Below are 17,703 nucleotides of genomic sequence, written 5' to 3' on the forward strand. Positions count from 1 at the left end.
CTTTGTCCGGCAATTCCGGAAAAGGGCATATCTCATTTTTTACACTTTAACTAAAAATTTTCAGATAATAAAGAATGATAAAATTTCCTACCAAATCGGTTTTTTGCGATGGGAGTGAATTTATTCATCCTCGACTGCCCTGGCGTGCATGCCTATAATTGCGGCAAGGCCATTATGCCTATAATTACTATCATAGGGGAGGAACGCTATGCGTGCGCCCCAACCGTTGTCAACAAAGAAAGGATGGATCGTCATGTCGAGCCAAGAATCGTATGTCCTGTGCGCATTGGCGCAGCTGGATCAGCTGAGTGTGGGAGAGCTTTCACGTTTTTTATTTGAAACAAGCCTTGTCGCGGAAACCGATCTCAAGCTGCCGCTTACCTCTCTCAAGGAGCAGGGACTTGTTTGCCAGGCCGTGAATTTGCGTGGCGTCGTCTACGAAATCACGGACGCCGGCCGGACATTGGTGAGCGGCGACGCGGCGCTTGCGCGGATAAAAGCGGACGTAGCCGCGAAAAGCGCGGAGTACAAGCGTGTCTTTGAGCAGGAGAAAGACTATATTGCCCAGTACACCGAGTCGTCCACCGGGGTTGTTCCCGTATTCCTTTCCATCCGCGAGGGCTCAAGGATTGTCCTCAAAATTAATATTATCGTCAGGGATATCGACACCGCGAAAAAAATATGTTCCGGATGGATGAGCAACTCTGGGCGCGCATTTGACGCCGTATGGCAGGCCATCGCCGGGGATGAGCCGGATCCGGGCTTTTGGACAAGTCGGCCGGAGGAGGGGAAGGCATGAAACTACCCGTCTGGAAGGAGGAGCTCCCATACCCCCAACCATCCGAAATGCCTTATCCCAGCGGCATGACAAGGATACTCGCGCACGATGGACGGCGCGATCTGTTGCCCTTTCTTCACGATTGCACGATCACCTCGCACGGCGGCAGATTGTATTTAGGCTGGTATAACTCCACCGACGCGGAAATCTGCGGTTCTTCCCTGATCCGGGGGCGCTATTCCGAGGACGGAGGGGAAAGCTGGTCGGAGGTATTCAACGTGGTGGGCGAGATCGGCAGCGCCGAGGAGCACTTTGTGCCGGCGAGCTTCTTTGTGCACGAAGACAAACTGTTTTCTCTGATCACCGAGATGGGCGGCAAGAATCTGTCGATTTCTCTTGACCTGTTCGAGGCTCCGCAGTCTTCTCTTTACGATTGGCGAAGAGTCTCCGTCATATCCGGGGGGTTCCTTAGCAATTCTCCCCCAATCCTGATGGATACGGGCGATTACATTGCCGGCGTCTGGATGCCGCTGAAGGGGGAAACTCCCGCTTTTCCGGCAGTGCTCATCAGCCAGGGCTCGGATATCGCGAAGCCGTGGCGATGCTCTTTCTTGTATGATCCGCTCGCTCCAGGCGCCGTGAAGATCAGGTGCCCCGAAATTACTTTGGTCGTGCAAGGAAGCGCAGTCACCGCTTATGTCCGAAATGACGAGGGCAAGCATGGCGATCCCACAAGCGGAGCGTCTTTTGTCTTTACGAGCGGGGATTACGGTGAGAGCTGGTCAAAGCCGGCCAAAATTACCATGCCGGTCGGAAACTGCAAAATGTTCGCAGGCATCCTGTCCGATGGCAGGCGCTACATGATTTACAACAACGATCAGGGCTACTTTAAACGCGGTCTGCTCTGCATGGCTCTCACCGAACCGGGAGAGGTGGAATACACAAAAGTCTATAAGTTATTCGAAGGCGGGGCTGCGGAATTCGATGGCCGGGGGGGGATTTGGTTTTATCCCTGCGCCTGCGAGCAGGAAGGATTCCTGTATATCGCCTGTACCATGCAGGAGCATGATGACGTAAGAAGCGCCGTCATCGCTAAAATCCCATTGGACTCGATGTAGTCGCCAACCCTGAATTCGATCAAAAAACGCCTTCAAAAACCGTCTTGGACGGTTTGGGGGCTTGTCTCTATGGTTAAGAAACCGCCGTACTGGCTTTGTCACTTATCTGCGACTATGATGTGGCGGAAGAACTGTTAAAGCGTGTGTTGGAGGCTAACCGCGCATACCTGCCGAACTTTTTCAGTAAATAAAATGGAGTGTTAATCATGTCATTGATATTAGCTGTTGATCTAGGTGGAACGAAAGCCCATGCTATCATCGCCGACCACCAGGGCAATATTTTGGGCTTTGGAGACGACAAGGAATGGATATATCAAGCGCTGGAAAGGCGGATATTTAAAATGGTACGTATCCGTTTCGCCGCGGACAAAGCTCTTGCCGACGCAGGATTGCCCATGTCAAAAATAGATCGGGTATCCGCCAACTGTTCCGGAGCGGACTGGTCGTTTGAATTTCCCCTTGGAGTCAGACATCTTCGCGAGACTTTGGGCGTCCAGAATGTTTCTTACTTTAATGACTGCATAGGCGCGCTTCGGGGCGGCACGGAGATTATCGGGCGCGATTGCGCCGTCATCTGCTTGGGCTCAGGCGCCAACTGCGCAGTCTATAACAAGGACGGCCAGAGTTATGAGTATGCCTATTACTTAAAGAACATACATCAGGGCGGCGACGCCATAGGCCGCTTCATTGTGGACGCTGTGGTGGACGCCAGCGTCGGCCTTGCGCCGGAAACCGAACTTACGCGCCTATTGCTGGATTTTACTGGTTTTTCCTCCGTAGAGGAGTTTTATATGCTCTGTACGACGGGCCGAACCGAAGACGAGCCTCCCAAACAGCCGGTGTATAAGGAATTCTGCCCGTTGCTTTTTGAGGCCATACGTCTCGGAGACGCCGTGTCGCTGCAGTACATTGATCAATTTTGCGCCGCTTTGGCTAATTATGTGGTGGTTGCCGCAAAAAAACTGAATATCGTTGACAGGCCGCTGCCTGTGGTCATTTCGGGAGGCGTGTGTAAGGGCGACAACATCATTCAGGAACTTATTGAAAAACACCTCAAGGGAAAAATACCCGGGGCAAACTGTATAAACGCGCGGTTCGAACCGGTAGTCGGGGCGCTGTTAATGGATCTGGATCGCATTTATCCGCAGGGTATACCCGAAGACGTTATGAAAACGCTTGAGCATTGCTGCACCGAACGGAAGCTTTTCCGGGATATCGGATATGCGGAGTCGGTAGGATAAAATAGAATCGAGAATCAATGATTGGGTAATAAGAAGAGCAGGGCAGTTTTTTCATATTCTGCCCTTCTTCTATTTCGAGTTGTCTATCAGCTGGAGCACCGACATCTTCCTTACTGTCCCCAGCAGTTTCAGCGTTCGTCGGCTGGACGAGCTGTTCAAATGACGGGACGCCCGCGTACGCGGCTGAAGGTCAAATCACATACCGCAGCAGCCTTAATGACCCGATTGCCGGAATCCGCCTGGCACACCCTTACCGTGCGGAGGACGAACCTGGCGCTTTCACCAAGCAATACAGCCGCCTTTCCGTTTATTGGGGCAATAAAGAGCAACTAGGCTCCAAGGTCTGGCTGGTAGCTGAACAATTGATTCACATTTATCGCATCTGCGCTGGCATATCAAACGTTATTATCAAGACGCCAAGACGGAACTCGGATTTACGCACTATGAAGGGCGCAGTTGGAATGGCTTGCACTGTCATTTGATGCTCGTGATGATTGCTTATACGGGACTGCTGTTGGATCGGTCTGACAAGGGACAGTCCGCACCTCTAAATTTTGCGAATTGCTTTGAAACCAAGATGGAAATACCGTAGATGGCCCCTTAGTTTAAGGAATAGATGAATATGGGGGAGTCATTTTTGTTGGTAAGAATAAAGAAGGTGGCAATTGGAAATCCAATTGCCACCTTCTTTATTCTTAAATTTAAGATTACAGCATAGGGTACGGATAAAATTCAGAGCCAGGGTGCCGATATCGCCATTAAAACCTGAATTCCAGGCACTTAGTGCATCGTTCAGCGCAGCTTTTCGCGCTGGAGATATCGCCACCATTGTTGAATTACTTAGTGAAGACGCCATCTTGCTGACAGACGGCGGCGGCAAAGTAAGAGCTGCCATTAACCCGATTACTGGCCGGAATCGCGTCCAGGCTTTGCTGGCCTATTCCATTTCTAATTATCTCAGGGATGGGACTGTCAAGAAGGTAGTGTTTCAACGGCCATGACAGTTTTATGGTGATGTTTGATGGTAAACCGTTCGCCGTTTACTCCCTCGCTTTAAATCCTGACGGTTCGACCATTTCTCATGTATATGTCATGATGAAACCGGACAAACTTCAAGGTGCTGCCCGTTTGTTCGAAAGGCAATCCTAAATTTTTTATAGATCATTGTCACAGATATGTTCCTTCAGTTGTCTTCTTTGATGTACAAACTAAAAACAAAGGGAGGAACCATTCAATGAGCAAACTGCTAGTCATTAATGCACACCCAGAAGTGGACTCTACTTCTTCATTCAGTCTAAATGTATTAAATTACTTCTTGAAAATCTATAAAGAGCATCATTCTAATGACGAGGTTATTGAACAAATAAACTTATACAATGACGTTATACCCATGATAGACCAGACTGTTTTAAGCGCATGGGGACAAAGAAATGGAGAAGAGTTAACAAGCGAAGAGCAAGAAGTAACCGGGCGTATGAACGAGGTATTACAACAATTTAAAAGCGCAAATAAATATGTAATCGCATATCCAATGCATAACTTTAATATTCCGTCAAAATTAAAAGATTATATGGATAATATTATGATTGCAAGGGAAACATTCAAGTACACCGAAAATGGGTCAGTGGGTCTTCTTAAGGATGGACGCAGTATGATTGTCATACAAGGAAGTGGAGCAATTTATACTAATAATGACTGGTATACCGAAGTTGAATACTCACATAAGTACTTGAAATCGATGTTTAATTTTCTTGGCATTGAGGATTATGAAATACTTCGGGTTCAAGGAACCTCTATATTAGATAAAGATGAAGTCTTACAGAAAGCATATAAAGAAGCCGAAGAAGCAGCTTCAAAATTTGCAATCAATTAACGCCGACGTGTGCGAAAGCGGGATATAAGAGCCCTAACTTTTGCCATCATGTCCTTCATTCCAAATGGGATGAGTATTGAATGAACCAGGCCAACGATGAAACGACGTTAAATGTTCTTGTCGTTAAACATTGGACTGGTCATCGAAACAGAGAGAAGGCAGATCCTCGGAGGGTCTGCCTTTTGATTTCAGCCGACCGTTACGCGCTCCAAAAGGATCACTCCGAAAATGCTGGAAGAGATCAATCATTATTTATACGGCTTGAAACGCTTTTGAAGCGCTCTACGCCGACGATGCGGATATTCCAGATTGGGCGAAAGCCGCTGCAGCCACGGCCCGAGAAAACGGCATCATCGTTGCCGGGAGCATTGCGGACAATAAATTCGTGCCGTAGGTTTTGTCCACCCGAGCGGAAGCTGCATCGGCTATTGTCCGGATGCTCAGGATCAGAGCCTAGTACTTAAACTCTAACCAGCCATCGCAAGATGAAAGTTGCATATTGACCGGAGAGCCGCCGAAAGAGGCGGCTTTTTTGTGTGCAGAAAGCCTGCCTCCGTCAGGGAAGAAGTATTTAAAAATGTATTGACAGATCTAACGCCGCAACTCTAATTATATTGTATACAACAACCAAATCGAAGGAGTCGTCCGAGAATGCCTGATTTGCCTAAACTGGATAATTCCATATTTATGGGATAAAGTTGAAACTGGTAGAAATGGGAGCCACGACACATGTAATCCCCTGTTCGTTGAGATATCGAGGAACCAGATATTGTGGTTCGTATAAAGGCGCGGTACCCTGTGGACTCATTCAGAGGATTGGACTGTCGTTGTCTATCCCTTTATCAATGGGGAGTCGAGCTTCAAGGGGATGTCAGCCGAGCAGTGGAATAAGTTGGGGACCATCTTCAAACGGATTCACCAGATCATTTTGCCGCCTGAAGGATTTAAGTCGCTCCGACAGGAGACCTTTGATCCGACGGAATATGTTCGATGGATACGAACCTTTGAGGATCAACTTGCACTCTTTGAAGGCGGAAGTACATTGGAGCGTACACTTCATGCTTCTTGGGTAGAGCATAGGTTGATGATACACACGAAGTTGACCTCATTGGAAAAGCAGGCAGGGTTGCTCCAATCGCGAACAATCCCGTATGTAATATGTCACGCGGATCTGCATCCGGCCAATTTGATCCGAGATCAGGCTGGGCAAGTGTTTGTAATCGATTGGGACGAGGTGATGTTGGCTCCCAAAGAGCGTGATTTTATCTTTGTCAGTCATCCACATGACCAGGCATTTTTTCGGGGGTACGGAGCCGTAGAGGTTGATGAGAAGGCGCTCACCTACTACCGCTTGGAAAGGGTCCTTCAGGATCTAATTGAGTGCGCTCGAAACGTGTGGATCAGGGATGATTTAGGGGAAGAAACCAAGGCGGATGCCATCAAGTTGTTTCAAGGTATCTTGGCGGAGGAAGCAGCTTGGTAGACCGTAGTATTCATGCCGGTCAGTGATCGGCAGCCGCGTTACGCAAGAGGGCAGTTTGCTCAACAAGATTTTTAAGATAGCCACCAATTAATGCATATTGGTTCTTTTGGAATTTATGGGAGAACAAGGCGGCAAATCGGGATTGGGATAAAGTTATTGTCAACCAGTAAATAAGGTGCGAGTGGGTGCGAGTTGTTACGTGCTGAAGGGTCGAGTGGGGTTAAGTTGTTGCGGCAAAGTTACACTTTTGGGAGAAGTAATTCGCGACCCTCCATCAGGTCCTGACTAATCTCCTATCCCCCAAAATCCTTCATATGGTAAAATGGGGCGGTGCTGTAAAATGGGCCGGATAGGAGTGTTCCAGCCATGGACACGAGTAGACTTAAATCCTTGCGCGTGAAACAAATCTTTTTCATCAATGCATGTGTTTGCATCCTCATCCCATTATCCGGAGGTCTCTTACTTGTTCTAGAGCCGTCGCCTTCGGACATTTTTCTTGTAGGCGCTTTTTTGTATGGGGCCTTGTTGCTTTTTGAATTTTGGAGCCTCTTTTTTCCGAAGCATCTGCTCTTCATGCACGGCCCCCGGTTTATGCGTGAAATTGCAGAATATGAACGGGAAAAGTTAGGCAAGAAGCAAGATCGAAAAGGGCGGATTGTGAGACTATTTGCCTTTACGTTGTTGCTAGGGAATCAATTAGTGGCCTTTACCCGCATAAGGAATGACGATCCCATGCAAATTCGGGATGTGTCCGGGTTTTGGACGATTATGGCTATTCTAGTTTTAACCTTTACCTTATTAGGTAACGCTGCTATCCTATACCGCATTCATAAAATCGATAAAACAGAGCCGGGGCAGTTCCGCTGGTTTACGCTTAAATCGTTGGCATTGGGAGTTATCTTAGGTCTGGTCTCCATGGTCCTTTTGAGTGTGGGGTTCGGAATCGTGTTGAATTAGCTGAGAGTTAATACGACCGATACGATAGCACAATGCTGAAGGGCTGCCGCGCGCAGCCCTTCGCTACGCTAACGGGCAATAGAGCGTGGTGGAAAGACTATTTATCATTATTGTGATAAGGGTCACCGTAATGTATCTAAGCATAAAGTTTATTTTGACCAGAATATTTATATCAGCATATAAAGACAAAGCCACTCCTGCCAAGGAGCGGTTTTTTTGGATAGAACTTCACTCTTATTTCATATTACTCTGGTGGAGCAGGCAAAATATAAAAGCCTATCACCACAAGTAAGAGATGAGATAATTATTATCGATGGGAGCTCATTTATGACAGTTTATGAGCAAGTGCTCTGTTGCTGGCCTTTTTCGCATTATAACGAACCAAATAGGCAACAAGTGATATTCAACCGCTATGTCGGCAAACAGCTAATGAGGCAAACCGCCTGCGCGCTCAAACATATTGGAGTGCATAAGACAGCGAAGATGCCGCATGCAGCCCGGCAAGAGTTTCCAATACGAATACATCTTGCATTGCATTCGGGATCAGCGGTTGCGCCTTTGCCTCTCTGCGGAGTTAGCTTTTTTAATACACGCTCTAGTTTAGTAAATAGTCGTTTAAGGGCAAGTTGGAGTGATTTATCGATGCTGATCTTTAATGTTGTGCCGTCTTTGAATCTTATTTTTTTTGTACGCATGCAAGAGCAACCACATTTACAGCCGCTTTCAAGTCTAACAGGAACGATTGCTTTCTTATTAATGAATCCTCTAGCAGTGATATTGCTGTTCTTATCTTGGAGAATGATGTTGGCACTGGAGACGCCGTTCACTTGTTTACCAAAGGAAGCAGTGAGTCTGCTGCTTGTGCGATTCAGAGATTGTATTTTGAGTGTTACTAAGTTACATGCATTCTGCGTAATGTTTAGGATGATGTCGGAGACACCTCGACGGGCGTTTAAAACCAATTCGATGTTCGCGCTTAAGATGCCTTCTTGCTTGGATTTTATGCTTGCTGTTGCAAAAAGGGTGGTCGTTCCGTTGACTGTGCGTAACAGTCCGGGCATAGCTATCACTCCCTCAATTCGATTGGTGTGTACTCTCACAACATATGTGGAACCAAAAGAATCGGTGTGGGTGAATAACTAGAAAGCCCTAGCCACTAATAGAAATAGGATCAGACGTCCCAATAAGTAAAATAGCAATTCTAGCGAATTTTATCGCAAATTGTGAAGTAATTGTATATGGAACAACAAGCAAAAGAAAAGGGGATTGAAGTATCTTAGGACTCGTAGTTTTCTTTGGTGGTAACCTATTTGGTTATTTGGAGCGTGTTTACATTCGTAAAATGATGCGGTCACACGAACGGGCACGTTAGTGGAATAACGATTTGCTCCAGATGTCATTTTTTAATTATCTATAGTCAAATGGCATATTGTATTTGGGTCACTTGGAGGTGAAAGTGTTGTTTTTATTGAAGAAGTTTACATTTTGGCTCTCCTTAATCAGCATACTAATATGCTTAAACAACTACTGGGGAAATGATGACAAAAACATTCTCCTTATTGGATTAAATCCGTTCTTAAATAGTGTCGTATATACAGAGCCATTCCGTTCTTGGATAGCTGATTTTGATAGTATAAGCAACAGAGTTCACTATACTGCCTATCTTATGCATTTTAGCTCATTCTTCTTGATTGGGGTTGTTACTGATTTTCTTATACACCACTTACTCAGACGTAAAAGTGGTTAAACTCCCTCGGTAACGGAGTACGATAGTGTGGAGTAGCGTGCCGCGGCAACTACTTCTTACCTCTGTGTCACTATATTGAAGACAATTGTACAAAACCAATAGACCTAGCCTATCGTCTTATTTTTTTATTAAGCAACTTTTTATTAATTATGACCGTTAGTTTCTTTTTAATCAGAGTTGATTTAAGGAGAGTGAAGAAAGTTGTACAAACAAATTATATTCTCAATTTCAGTGGTTTTCATGATGTTTTCAATGGTATTGGGTAGTGCATCGGCAGCCCCTAAAACGACCATTATAAAAGCACCCGTTATTTTGAAAATTAATCAATACTATATCTTGTATACATCTCCTGGAGTTCCTTATATTGATGAACAAAATAGGATTATGATCCCCCTACGAGCAATAAGTGAATTAATGGGAGCACGGGTAGACTATACGGCAGCAGAGAAAAAAGCTTCTTTAGCTTGGGAAGGAAAAACAGTCGAAGTCACAATAAACTCCAAAACAGTGGTTTACAACGGAAAGGAATCAGAAATTGATACCGTTCCTGTAATAAAACAAGGACAGGTATTTGTCCCCATCAGAGTTATTTTAGTTGGGCTGGATGTCAAAGGTAGCTGGGATACGAAGGATCAATTGCTGAGCATAACAGACGAGAAATTTAGGAAAAGTAAAATCATAACCAGGATGGAAGATGGAACAGACAGGAATAACACAGACAAAGGAAGAGCGCTGGAAACGAATGATATTCGTCCATTATCCTTTGTATTAACAATTTCTGAACCGGGGCAAAATTCTGAACTTACCATAAAAGCTAAAAATATTTCGGGACAAGACATGGCTGAAGGAGTCGAAGATTTGCGCGCTTCTTCATTTACGGATAATGGTTACCAATTTACAGATAATAGTCACAAAAAAACCCCTGCAGTGAAAGCGAGTGCGACTTTTGAACAAAGTGATACTATTCTGTTGGACGACGAAACCATTAATTATGTCGTAGCTGTGGGCAAAACAGCAGGTTGATTAATATCTTTTTTTAATCACTTTAACCATTCTCCGCATTTTTGAGGGGCAAGTGTAGTGTGATGAGAGGTAGAAGGTGGACAGGAAGCTCACACATTGTGTTCATTTACTCTTCATGATTATCTTCATATTATCATTATAATATGATTTTTGTTCTATTGAATGAGGTGATATGCTGCATTATGATTAGTCAGAACAAAAAAACTCTAGGTACGTATTTATCCATTTCATCTCAAGAGACAAGTAAGCTACCAAGAAACATGTAAGATAGCGGTTACAAATCAATGCCTCTGTATGAATCAGACGGTAAAACTGTATTCGGCGAATTTAGAATGTATTATCCTAATGGGGATTAATTCAATTCATCATTGGAGTTTCTTTGTTGCAGCTATACATTTCTAATTTTAAATTAGGTGGTGAACGGAATGAGATCTTTTTCTATTGGGGTAAAAACAGTTATCATTGGTTCCCTCTTTGTTCTTGGTGTGACTTTTGGAAGTATGAAATTTGGTTCTGAAATAGCTGATGCACTCTTCAATCAAGAAACTCAAGAACATACCCCCGGTTTCCAGATAAACGAGAATGGTGAGACATATGGATCTGGAGAGCACGCCACACCAAATTCAGGACCGGATTTAATTTCAGCAATTGGTATAGACGGCACACACGGATATGTACGTGATAAAGACTTGAACACCGAAATGCCCAAAAGTCCTGAAGAAGCATTGTCTAAACAACGTAAAATTGCTCCGGGAAGTGTTCGAGAAATTCCGTTATATGATGTTACTGGTAAAAAAGTAATAGGTACATTCAATATCCAACAAAATCACGAGAAGTTAGAAAAGAAATAAAATGCTCGCTTAACCCACCGGTCAGCCTGTTAAGGAACCTTAACAGGTATTTTTGTCATGCATTTAATTTTTTTCTTTTTAGTAGGCATGGCTCTTGATAAACAAATTAAAACGTAAGCGTTGCTGAAGCTATGTAATTCCGTGGCCGGTCTATTATGCTAACGGATCACGTTAGTTCAATGAATAATAGGAGCACCTGCTGCGGCAGCTTGCTCCTATTATTCATTAAAGTAACGGGGAGTTTAGCGCAACATTACTTCATAGTTCTCGTCTATTGTGTTAGTGCGCCAAAATATGTTAAGAAAGGAATATAATATTATGAAAAAGGTTTTCACAGGAATATTCACTGCATTGATTTTATCTATTACCGCTTCACCTGCACATGCGGCAGACATGCAAATAAAAGTTGAAGGTGTTACTATTGCTTCCGATGTGAAGCCTGAAATTAAGAACAATCGAACGTTGGTGCCTTTACGTGTTATCAGTGAAAATTTGGGAGCCAAGGTCAACTGGTCCGGTTCGGAAATTACGATCGCAAAAAGCGATATGCAGGTAATCTTAAAACTGAAGAGTAATGCAGCGGTGAAAAACGGTAAAACCGCGCTACTCGATGTAAAACCATATATAAAGAATAATCGCACAATGGTTCCACTTCGTTTTATTGCAGAGACGTTTAACTGTAACATCGATTTCAGAAATTCGACAGTATTTGTCGAGCCTGCCCCATTTGTTCTAGACGGCGTGAAAGTGAAAGCATTGCAACACGAAGTTTACTATACAATGGGCAGCATAGTAAAACAAGTTAATGGGAGCACCTATAACGAAGAGATTTATCATATTTTTGTAGACAACAAAGGAAGTAAAGTGGATGCCCCTGCTGGGCACACATCGAGTGTTCATGAGCTTACACCGGGGGACTATTACAAAGGTGGACAGTTTGATTTTTTGGATCAAACAGGGAACAGCATAAAACAATTTGATCTCTATACTTTATCTCATTCCGATGGCGATCCCGATGTTATGTTATATGATGCGACAGAAAATCAGTGGTATTTGTTTACCTATTCAGCAGTTCAATCGATTTATCAGTTCATTGATACTGCCGGACAGAACGGTTTTCTGACGACGATCAGTGATACAAATCCATAAGGCAACAATTTTTCATATTGCGCTAACGGGTCCGATAGTTGAGGAGCTTGCTTCGAGGCAGCTCCTCTTTTGTTTATTGTTAACAGGCAGTATAGCAATGTTCAAAAGGTAATGAATGGGTTTTTGTGAAATGTGGTATTGTTGTATGCGAACGTTATCTCATCACAACGAGCTGAAAAGTCCAAGTAACGACTTTAACCTTATATTCAGGAGGTGTAACTATGCTTTATATTATTGGGGGAGCTTCAAGAAGTGGGAAAACAACAACGGCAAAAAGAATTTTAAAAGAAGCAAACACACCTTATTTTTCATTAGATTATTTAATGATGGGAATTGCAAATGGGTTACCAGAATTCGGAGTTCATCCAACGGAGGGTGACTTTATAACAGGGCAACGAATGTGGAAAGTTGTTAACCCTTTAATGACAGCCATGATTGAGAACAAAATAGATTACACGATAGAAGGAGTACAATTAATACCTAGTTACATATCACAATTTGAACAAAGATATTCTGGGGGAATTAAATCATGTTTCATAGGTATGGCAGATATAGATGCAAAGAGTATAGAGGAAATGAAATTTCACTCTAGTAAAACAGAAAATGACGGATTAAGGGACCTTAATCATAATGAGATTGTAGCTGAAGTAGAGAGGATAAAAACAGATAGCATAAGAATAAAGGAAGAATGCGAAAAATTTAATCTTAAATACTTTGAGAGTTCTCAAAATTTTAGTAAGACTATAGCCTCGGTTTTATCTTATTTAATGTAATTGTTGCGTTGTTACGCTAACTGGGTACGATAGCGCAATAGCAAGGTCATTAAAGTAACTGGGTACAAGAGCTCAATGAGGCTGCCGCGGGACCGCGCGGCGTTCTCACTCCGCTAACTGGCAGGATACTTACGAATGCGAAGTGGAATTAATAGTAAATTATATGTAAGAAGGGGGTGCTAATAATCAATTTTAATCGATATTTAGGAGTCTGGATAATTATCTTACTTTTTGAAATAGGGTACTATTATAATCTAATAAATGAAGTTCATGATAATAAAGACATAGTATTTATTATCGTGGTCATTGTTGTTACGCTTGTCGTTGGTTCAACAGTTATTAGTAATTCCAGAAAATAGCTAATAAGGCAGCGACTTCGCCTGCTGATCTTGCTGAACTAACGGGTACGTTAGTGAGGAGCTTGCCGCGCGGCAGCTCCTTTTTCGTTTGCTGAAGTAAAGGGCAGTACTAACAGATAGTGCAACACAGAAAGCAACGGATTTCCAACAGCCATATTTAATAAAGGATAAATTTCCAGCATAGCGAATTGTTATCGAAGTACTATTACAGGGGGGGCTATATTTGAAGTTAGTAATCGTAGAAGGTATACCTGGATCCGGAAAGTCATCGACTGCCAGATTTATATCTCTTCAGTTAGAAAGGAATGGGTATTATTCGGAACTCTTTCATGAGTCGACGTTTCTGCATCCAATTATACTTGAAGAGGATATATATGATTCAGAACAGTGGCAGTCTTCTTATATGTCGAAATGGAACAAGTTCTTGAATAACAATGCCAGTAAGCAATCAGTTTTTGTTTTTGAATCGGTATTGTTCCAAAGCCCTATTATAAATTTACTTCATTTAGATACCGATCGAGCTGAAATCATTCGGTTTATAGATGACTTACTATCCAGTCTCTCTCGTGTCGATTGTAGTCTTGTATATTTATACCAACAAGATCCTAGTGTAGGAATAAATCGAATGATGGCCACCAGAGGCGGGGAGTTATGGCTGGAAAAAACTTATGAGAAGTTTAAACATTTCCCTTACTACACAAATCGTGATCATTCAGATAAGGAATTGCACTTGAAGTTTTTACATGATTACTCCGAAATAGCAGGTGCAGTTTATTCTAAGTGTATGATTAATTCCATAGCGATTGACAATACAAATTGGGATTGGAACCACGATTACAGTACAATAATGGACTTCCTAGGCCATGCTATATACCCCGATCCGAAACTTAGTTTAGCTGAATTAGAAATGTTCGTTGGTTTATTTCGAAATGATGAGTTGGGATTAACGATCCAAATTCATCTGGGCAATGACGGGTTATATATTTTTGGTGATCAAAAGTTAAAACCCAGAGATAAAAATAAATTCTACCTAGACAACATCAGCATGTCATTAGAATTTTTGTTTAATGATAGAGACTTCAGCCCAAATGAAGTTCTAATTTATGAGAAAGACATTGTTGGTAACCGTAACGAAATCGGGTCAAAATTTATTAAAATCACCCAATAGTCATTGAGCTAACGGGTACATTAGTTTATAACTACACGACAGCAGCCGGCATGTAATCGGCTGCTGTTTTTGTTGAAGTAGAGGGCAGGCTAGTGCGGGATAATAGTAGGAGATACGCTAGAAAATGTGAACTAGGATTATGTCTCTCATTAAATTCTAATGTGTTTGTAAAGTCATTCTCATCTACTATGTTTTATGATAAGACCGATCAATGAATTTGGGAGGAATGCAAATAAAAATTCACTAACATATCGTGCTGACGATTTAGATTGACAATCCGTCATAATGAAAACCTTCACGAGGCATTCTTGACAAACACAATTAAAGGAGAGATCGGAAATGACTAAATCATCCATGATGAAAAAATCCATAATTACAGGTATGACATTTGCTATGGTTCTTGGAGGCGCAACTGCTGCATTCGCTCACGGAATCCATAAGGACAAGTCTCAAGATAAGTCCAGCAAATTCGCTCAACAATCAACACAAAATCCAACTGCAGTACAATTATTGAGTTTCCAGCAGAAAGCTGAGTCCTCACCAGCAGTGGCTCAGTCGATTACTCGAGCAGAAATGATCTCATCAATTAACCGTTCATTCCAGCTTACGGAAAAAACGGATATTACCTTTTCGGATCTGAGCAACTTGGATTTGGCATACGACCAAATCTCAATCGCTGTTAAGGCCGGCTATGTAAAGGGCTACGCGGATGGAACGATCCGTCCGAATCAGCTGGTAACGCGTGAGGATGCGGTAACCATGGTCGCCACTCTTGTAAATCTAAAGTTGGATACCATTAAGGGGTTAGACAAGTACACGCATGCGGCCTTGATGGAAGCATGGAGCAAACATGTAATCGCTACGGTTTTGAATGCAGAGATTTTGAATGTTGGCAGCTTCGGGCCGAAGGCCAAGTTTACAAGTGTGGTATCGGACGCTCTGCTCGAGAAAGCTCTAGAGTTTGCGAAAGATCTAGGGGTTGTAATCCCGGCAACGCCGCCTACGGGCCCAGGCACGGAAACGCCGCCTACGGACCCAGGCGAAACGCCGCCTACGGGCTCAGGCACGGAAACGACGCCTACTGGCGATCATGGTTCAGAGACAGGCACGGTAAAAACGTTTGATACTGCTGGCGTATATGGTCCAGAAACAGGCACGGAAACGATTAAAGGCAATGTGGCCGTATCCGCTCCAAGCGTTACGTTGCGCCATCTTGTTATTGAAGGAGATCTGAGGATAACGGCCGACGTCAGTGACGGGGATGCATACTTCAAAAATATTACGGTAAAAGGAGTCGTTTACATACAAGGGGGAGGCGTAAATTCAGTTCACTTCGAGGATTGCGATCTGGCGAGCGTCAAAATGTACTGACGTAAGGGCTCTATCCCCAAGGGTATGACCTAGCATTTCGGACGAGAAACTGGCAGAGCAGTCCAGGTTACACTGGTCCCATTCATACCGCGTTTCTTGGTAATGATGAAAAGAGCATACTTACGAGATTTTTATGTAAATAAAATACCTCTAATAGCTGAGAAAGACATCAGAATTAAAATGGCTATTTGAATGAAGATCGTCCACAGTGAAGTTACACTAGCGATGAAGGAGCTGCCGCGGCAGCTCCTTTTACATCTTCACAAAAATAGGGGGGGGGTACAGACATACTGCTGGCCGTTAAGCTCCCATAGAAGAACGTAATTACTTCCCTAATCTATGGTATCGTGTGAGCGGCATGGATGGCTAATGGGCAGTTATATTTAAAATTATCCTGTTGTCCAAAATTCTCATATGGTGTAATCTGGAAACATCCTTTTAGAAAGCGAGTGATTATCGTGAGAACCATTCATACAGTTGGCGACGCAGTTATATTAGAGGTATGGAAGGGATAATTGCTTGAGCTAATCCCTTCCGTGCAAAACCAAAATACGGAGGGAAAACAGATATGTCTTTTAGTAATTACGGTGAACTCTGCACGGAAGTCTATGACCTAACCAAAAAAATTGGGCAATCATTCGGTGGAGACATTGAGTATTATCGCGAAAAGCTTAAACATTATAAGGGATGCATTCTGGAGGCCATGGTTGGATCTGGACGGGTGATCATTCCTCTTCTTGAATCTGGCCTGATTGTAGATGGAGTGGACTATTCACCGCAAATGTTGGATTCATGTCGAAGCCGATGTGATGAACGAGGATTAACTCCCAACTTATACGAAGCAAACTTGCAGGAACTTTCTTTGCCACATAAATATGAAGCAATCATCATTCCTGGGGGTTCGTTTCTATTAATCGAACAACGTGAAGAGTCAATTAGAGTTCTAAAGCGGTTGTATGAACATTTGGAACCAGGTGGGCAGTTGTTCCTTGACCTGTTTTTGCCAGACAACAATTATAACAGTTCCGAATTAGGACGATGGGAGGGATCGGCAATATATCACTTGCCTAATGGTGACATCATCACGATGGAAGGCAAGTGTGTGGAAGCCGATTTATTCTTCAATCAATACCGAGTAAGCTACTTAAAATACGAAAAGTGGCGTAATAGGGGATTGGTCCAAACGGAATTGCAGCGATTTGCATTGCGGTGGTACGGTGTCGAGGAATTCAAGTACATCCTTGAAAGCATTGGTTTTTCAAATGTCAAAGTTTGCGCTGATTTTGAGGATGGAAAGAAACCAACAAGCGGTAATCAGAAATTCGTTTATCAAGCCTCTAAATTATAAATCACACAACCCCCGCGTACAAAGTACGCAGGGGTTGTTACGCTAACGGATACGATAGCGCAATAGTGCGCCTAGCAAAGCTAGGCACAACTCGTTGGTGAAAGTCCAACCGAGGTAGGTGGCGAGATCCTAAGGATGAAGCCCTGTGAACCCCCCCAACTGGGGAGAAGCAAAACTGCAGGCTGTAACATAAAGTGAATCCTGCCGCATCGACATATCGAACCCGAAAGGGACAAGAGGGAGCCGAACCCCGTATTGTACGGTGAAGGCCACGGAACGCGTGAAGGACTTGGAAAAGCAGCGCGGAAGAATCCTCCGGTGTATGGGGAACAGCATGTAGTAACAGTTGTGTCTGGAACTAGGGAGACCCTACCTTGCACGACAGCGTCGTAAAGCGCGAACCTATAAGCCCGGAGGGTGAAGTGGTAAGCGGCGAGAAGGGAGTCGGAGAGGGTGGTAGTACC

15 protein-coding genes are annotated in these 17,703 nt (G+C 43.6%); all 15 read left to right on the plus strand.

All coding sequences use genetic code 11. From position 1 onward, the window contains the following. The first annotated feature begins 253 nt into the window (after positions 1-253). The 15 genes from AC0YOA_RS36985 (at position 254) to AC0YOA_RS37055 (ending at position 17,239) form a co-directional block, all read left to right on the plus strand. Positions 254-799, plus strand: coding sequence for a DUF4364 family protein (locus AC0YOA_RS36985; RefSeq protein ID WP_475790761.1), 546 nt, complete (start codon positions 254-256; stop codon positions 797-799). Further along, a complete protein-coding gene (locus AC0YOA_RS36990; RefSeq protein WP_475790762.1) occupies positions 796-1,896 on the plus strand; it encodes a sialidase family protein in 1,101 nt (366 codons plus the stop codon). Before AC0YOA_RS36985 ends, AC0YOA_RS36990 begins: the two co-directional genes overlap by 4 nt. 206 nt (positions 1,897-2,102) lie before the next feature. Next, entirely contained in the window at positions 2,103-3,137 is a 1,035-nt protein-coding gene (locus AC0YOA_RS36995; RefSeq protein WP_475790763.1) for an N-acetylglucosamine kinase, read from the plus strand. A gap of 665 nt (positions 3,138-3,802) precedes the next feature. Further along, positions 3,803-4,138, plus strand: a complete 336-nt coding sequence (locus AC0YOA_RS37000) for a hypothetical protein (RefSeq protein ID WP_475790764.1) — start codon at positions 3,803-3,805, stop codon at positions 4,136-4,138. A gap of 233 nt (positions 4,139-4,371) precedes the next feature. Continuing rightward, positions 4,372-5,010, plus strand: coding sequence for an FMN-dependent NADH-azoreductase (locus AC0YOA_RS37005; RefSeq protein WP_475790765.1), 639 nt, complete (start codon positions 4,372-4,374; stop codon positions 5,008-5,010). A 796-nt stretch (positions 5,011-5,806) separates the two neighbouring features. Further along, a complete protein-coding gene (locus AC0YOA_RS37010) occupies positions 5,807-6,493 on the plus strand; it encodes a phosphotransferase (protein ID WP_475790775.1) in 687 nt (228 codons plus the stop codon). A gap of 366 nt (positions 6,494-6,859) precedes the next feature. Next, complete coding sequence (locus tag AC0YOA_RS37015) at positions 6,860-7,450, plus strand: hypothetical protein (protein WP_475790766.1); 591 nt, start codon at positions 6,860-6,862, stop codon at positions 7,448-7,450. Between the two features lie 216 nt (positions 7,451-7,666). After that, positions 7,667-8,593 carry a hypothetical protein gene (locus AC0YOA_RS37020; protein ID WP_475790767.1) on the plus strand — a complete coding sequence of 309 codons (927 nt, stop codon included), beginning with the start codon at positions 7,667-7,669 and terminating at the stop codon, positions 8,591-8,593. An 805-nt stretch (positions 8,594-9,398) separates the two neighbouring features. After that, entirely contained in the window at positions 9,399-10,220 is an 822-nt protein-coding gene (locus AC0YOA_RS37025; RefSeq protein WP_475790768.1) for a copper amine oxidase N-terminal domain-containing protein, read from the plus strand. Between the two features lie 425 nt (positions 10,221-10,645). Further along, positions 10,646-11,071: a peptidase M56 BlaR1 gene (locus tag AC0YOA_RS37030; protein ID WP_475790769.1), complete on the plus strand. Its 426-nt coding sequence runs from the start codon at positions 10,646-10,648 to the stop codon at positions 11,069-11,071. A gap of 318 nt (positions 11,072-11,389) precedes the next feature. Then, the gene (locus tag AC0YOA_RS37035; RefSeq protein WP_475790770.1) at positions 11,390-12,220 is read left to right on the plus strand and encodes a copper amine oxidase N-terminal domain-containing protein; all 831 of its coding nucleotides are present in this window, start codon (positions 11,390-11,392) and stop codon (positions 12,218-12,220) included. 221 nt (positions 12,221-12,441) lie between these two features. Further along, a complete protein-coding gene (locus AC0YOA_RS37040) occupies positions 12,442-12,993 on the plus strand; it encodes an adenylate kinase (RefSeq protein ID WP_475790771.1) in 552 nt (183 codons plus the stop codon). A 582-nt stretch (positions 12,994-13,575) separates the two neighbouring features. Next, positions 13,576-14,520, plus strand: a complete 945-nt coding sequence (locus AC0YOA_RS37045) for a P-loop NTPase family protein (RefSeq protein WP_475790772.1) — start codon at positions 13,576-13,578, stop codon at positions 14,518-14,520. Between the two features lie 339 nt (positions 14,521-14,859). After that, entirely contained in the window at positions 14,860-15,891 is a 1,032-nt protein-coding gene (locus AC0YOA_RS37050) for an S-layer homology domain-containing protein (RefSeq protein WP_475790773.1), read from the plus strand. A gap of 568 nt (positions 15,892-16,459) precedes the next feature. Continuing rightward, complete coding sequence (locus AC0YOA_RS37055; RefSeq protein ID WP_475790774.1) at positions 16,460-17,239, plus strand: class I SAM-dependent methyltransferase; 780 nt, start codon at positions 16,460-16,462, stop codon at positions 17,237-17,239. Positions 17,240-17,703: the final 464 nt, after the last annotated feature.

It is taken from the genome of Paenibacillus sp. JT22N12 (assembly GCF_056269365.1).

Bases quoted from the DNA above. Each gene is read 5' to 3' on its own strand.
- AC0YOA_RS37005 (WP_475790765.1), top strand. From the start codon at position 4,372: ATGAGCAAACTGCTAGTCATTAATGCACACCCAGAAGTGGACTCTACT.
- AC0YOA_RS37015 (WP_475790766.1), top strand. From the start codon at position 6,860: ATGGACACGAGTAGACTTAAATCCTTGCGCGTGAAACAAATCTTTTTC.
- AC0YOA_RS37050 (WP_475790773.1), top strand. From the start codon at position 14,860: ATGACTAAATCATCCATGATGAAAAAATCCATAATTACAGGTATGACA.
- AC0YOA_RS37040 (WP_475790771.1), top strand. From the start codon at position 12,442: ATGCTTTATATTATTGGGGGAGCTTCAAGAAGTGGGAAAACAACAACG.
- AC0YOA_RS37055 (WP_475790774.1), top strand. From the start codon at position 16,460: ATGTCTTTTAGTAATTACGGTGAACTCTGCACGGAAGTCTATGACCTA.
- AC0YOA_RS37030 (WP_475790769.1), top strand. From the start codon at position 10,646: ATGAGATCTTTTTCTATTGGGGTAAAAACAGTTATCATTGGTTCCCTC.
- AC0YOA_RS37035 (WP_475790770.1), top strand. From the start codon at position 11,390: ATGAAAAAGGTTTTCACAGGAATATTCACTGCATTGATTTTATCTATT.
- AC0YOA_RS36990 (WP_475790762.1), top strand. From the start codon at position 796: ATGAAACTACCCGTCTGGAAGGAGGAGCTCCCATACCCCCAACCATCC.
- AC0YOA_RS36995 (WP_475790763.1), top strand. From the start codon at position 2,103: ATGTCATTGATATTAGCTGTTGATCTAGGTGGAACGAAAGCCCATGCT.
- AC0YOA_RS36985 (WP_475790761.1), top strand. From the start codon at position 254: ATGTCGAGCCAAGAATCGTATGTCCTGTGCGCATTGGCGCAGCTGGAT.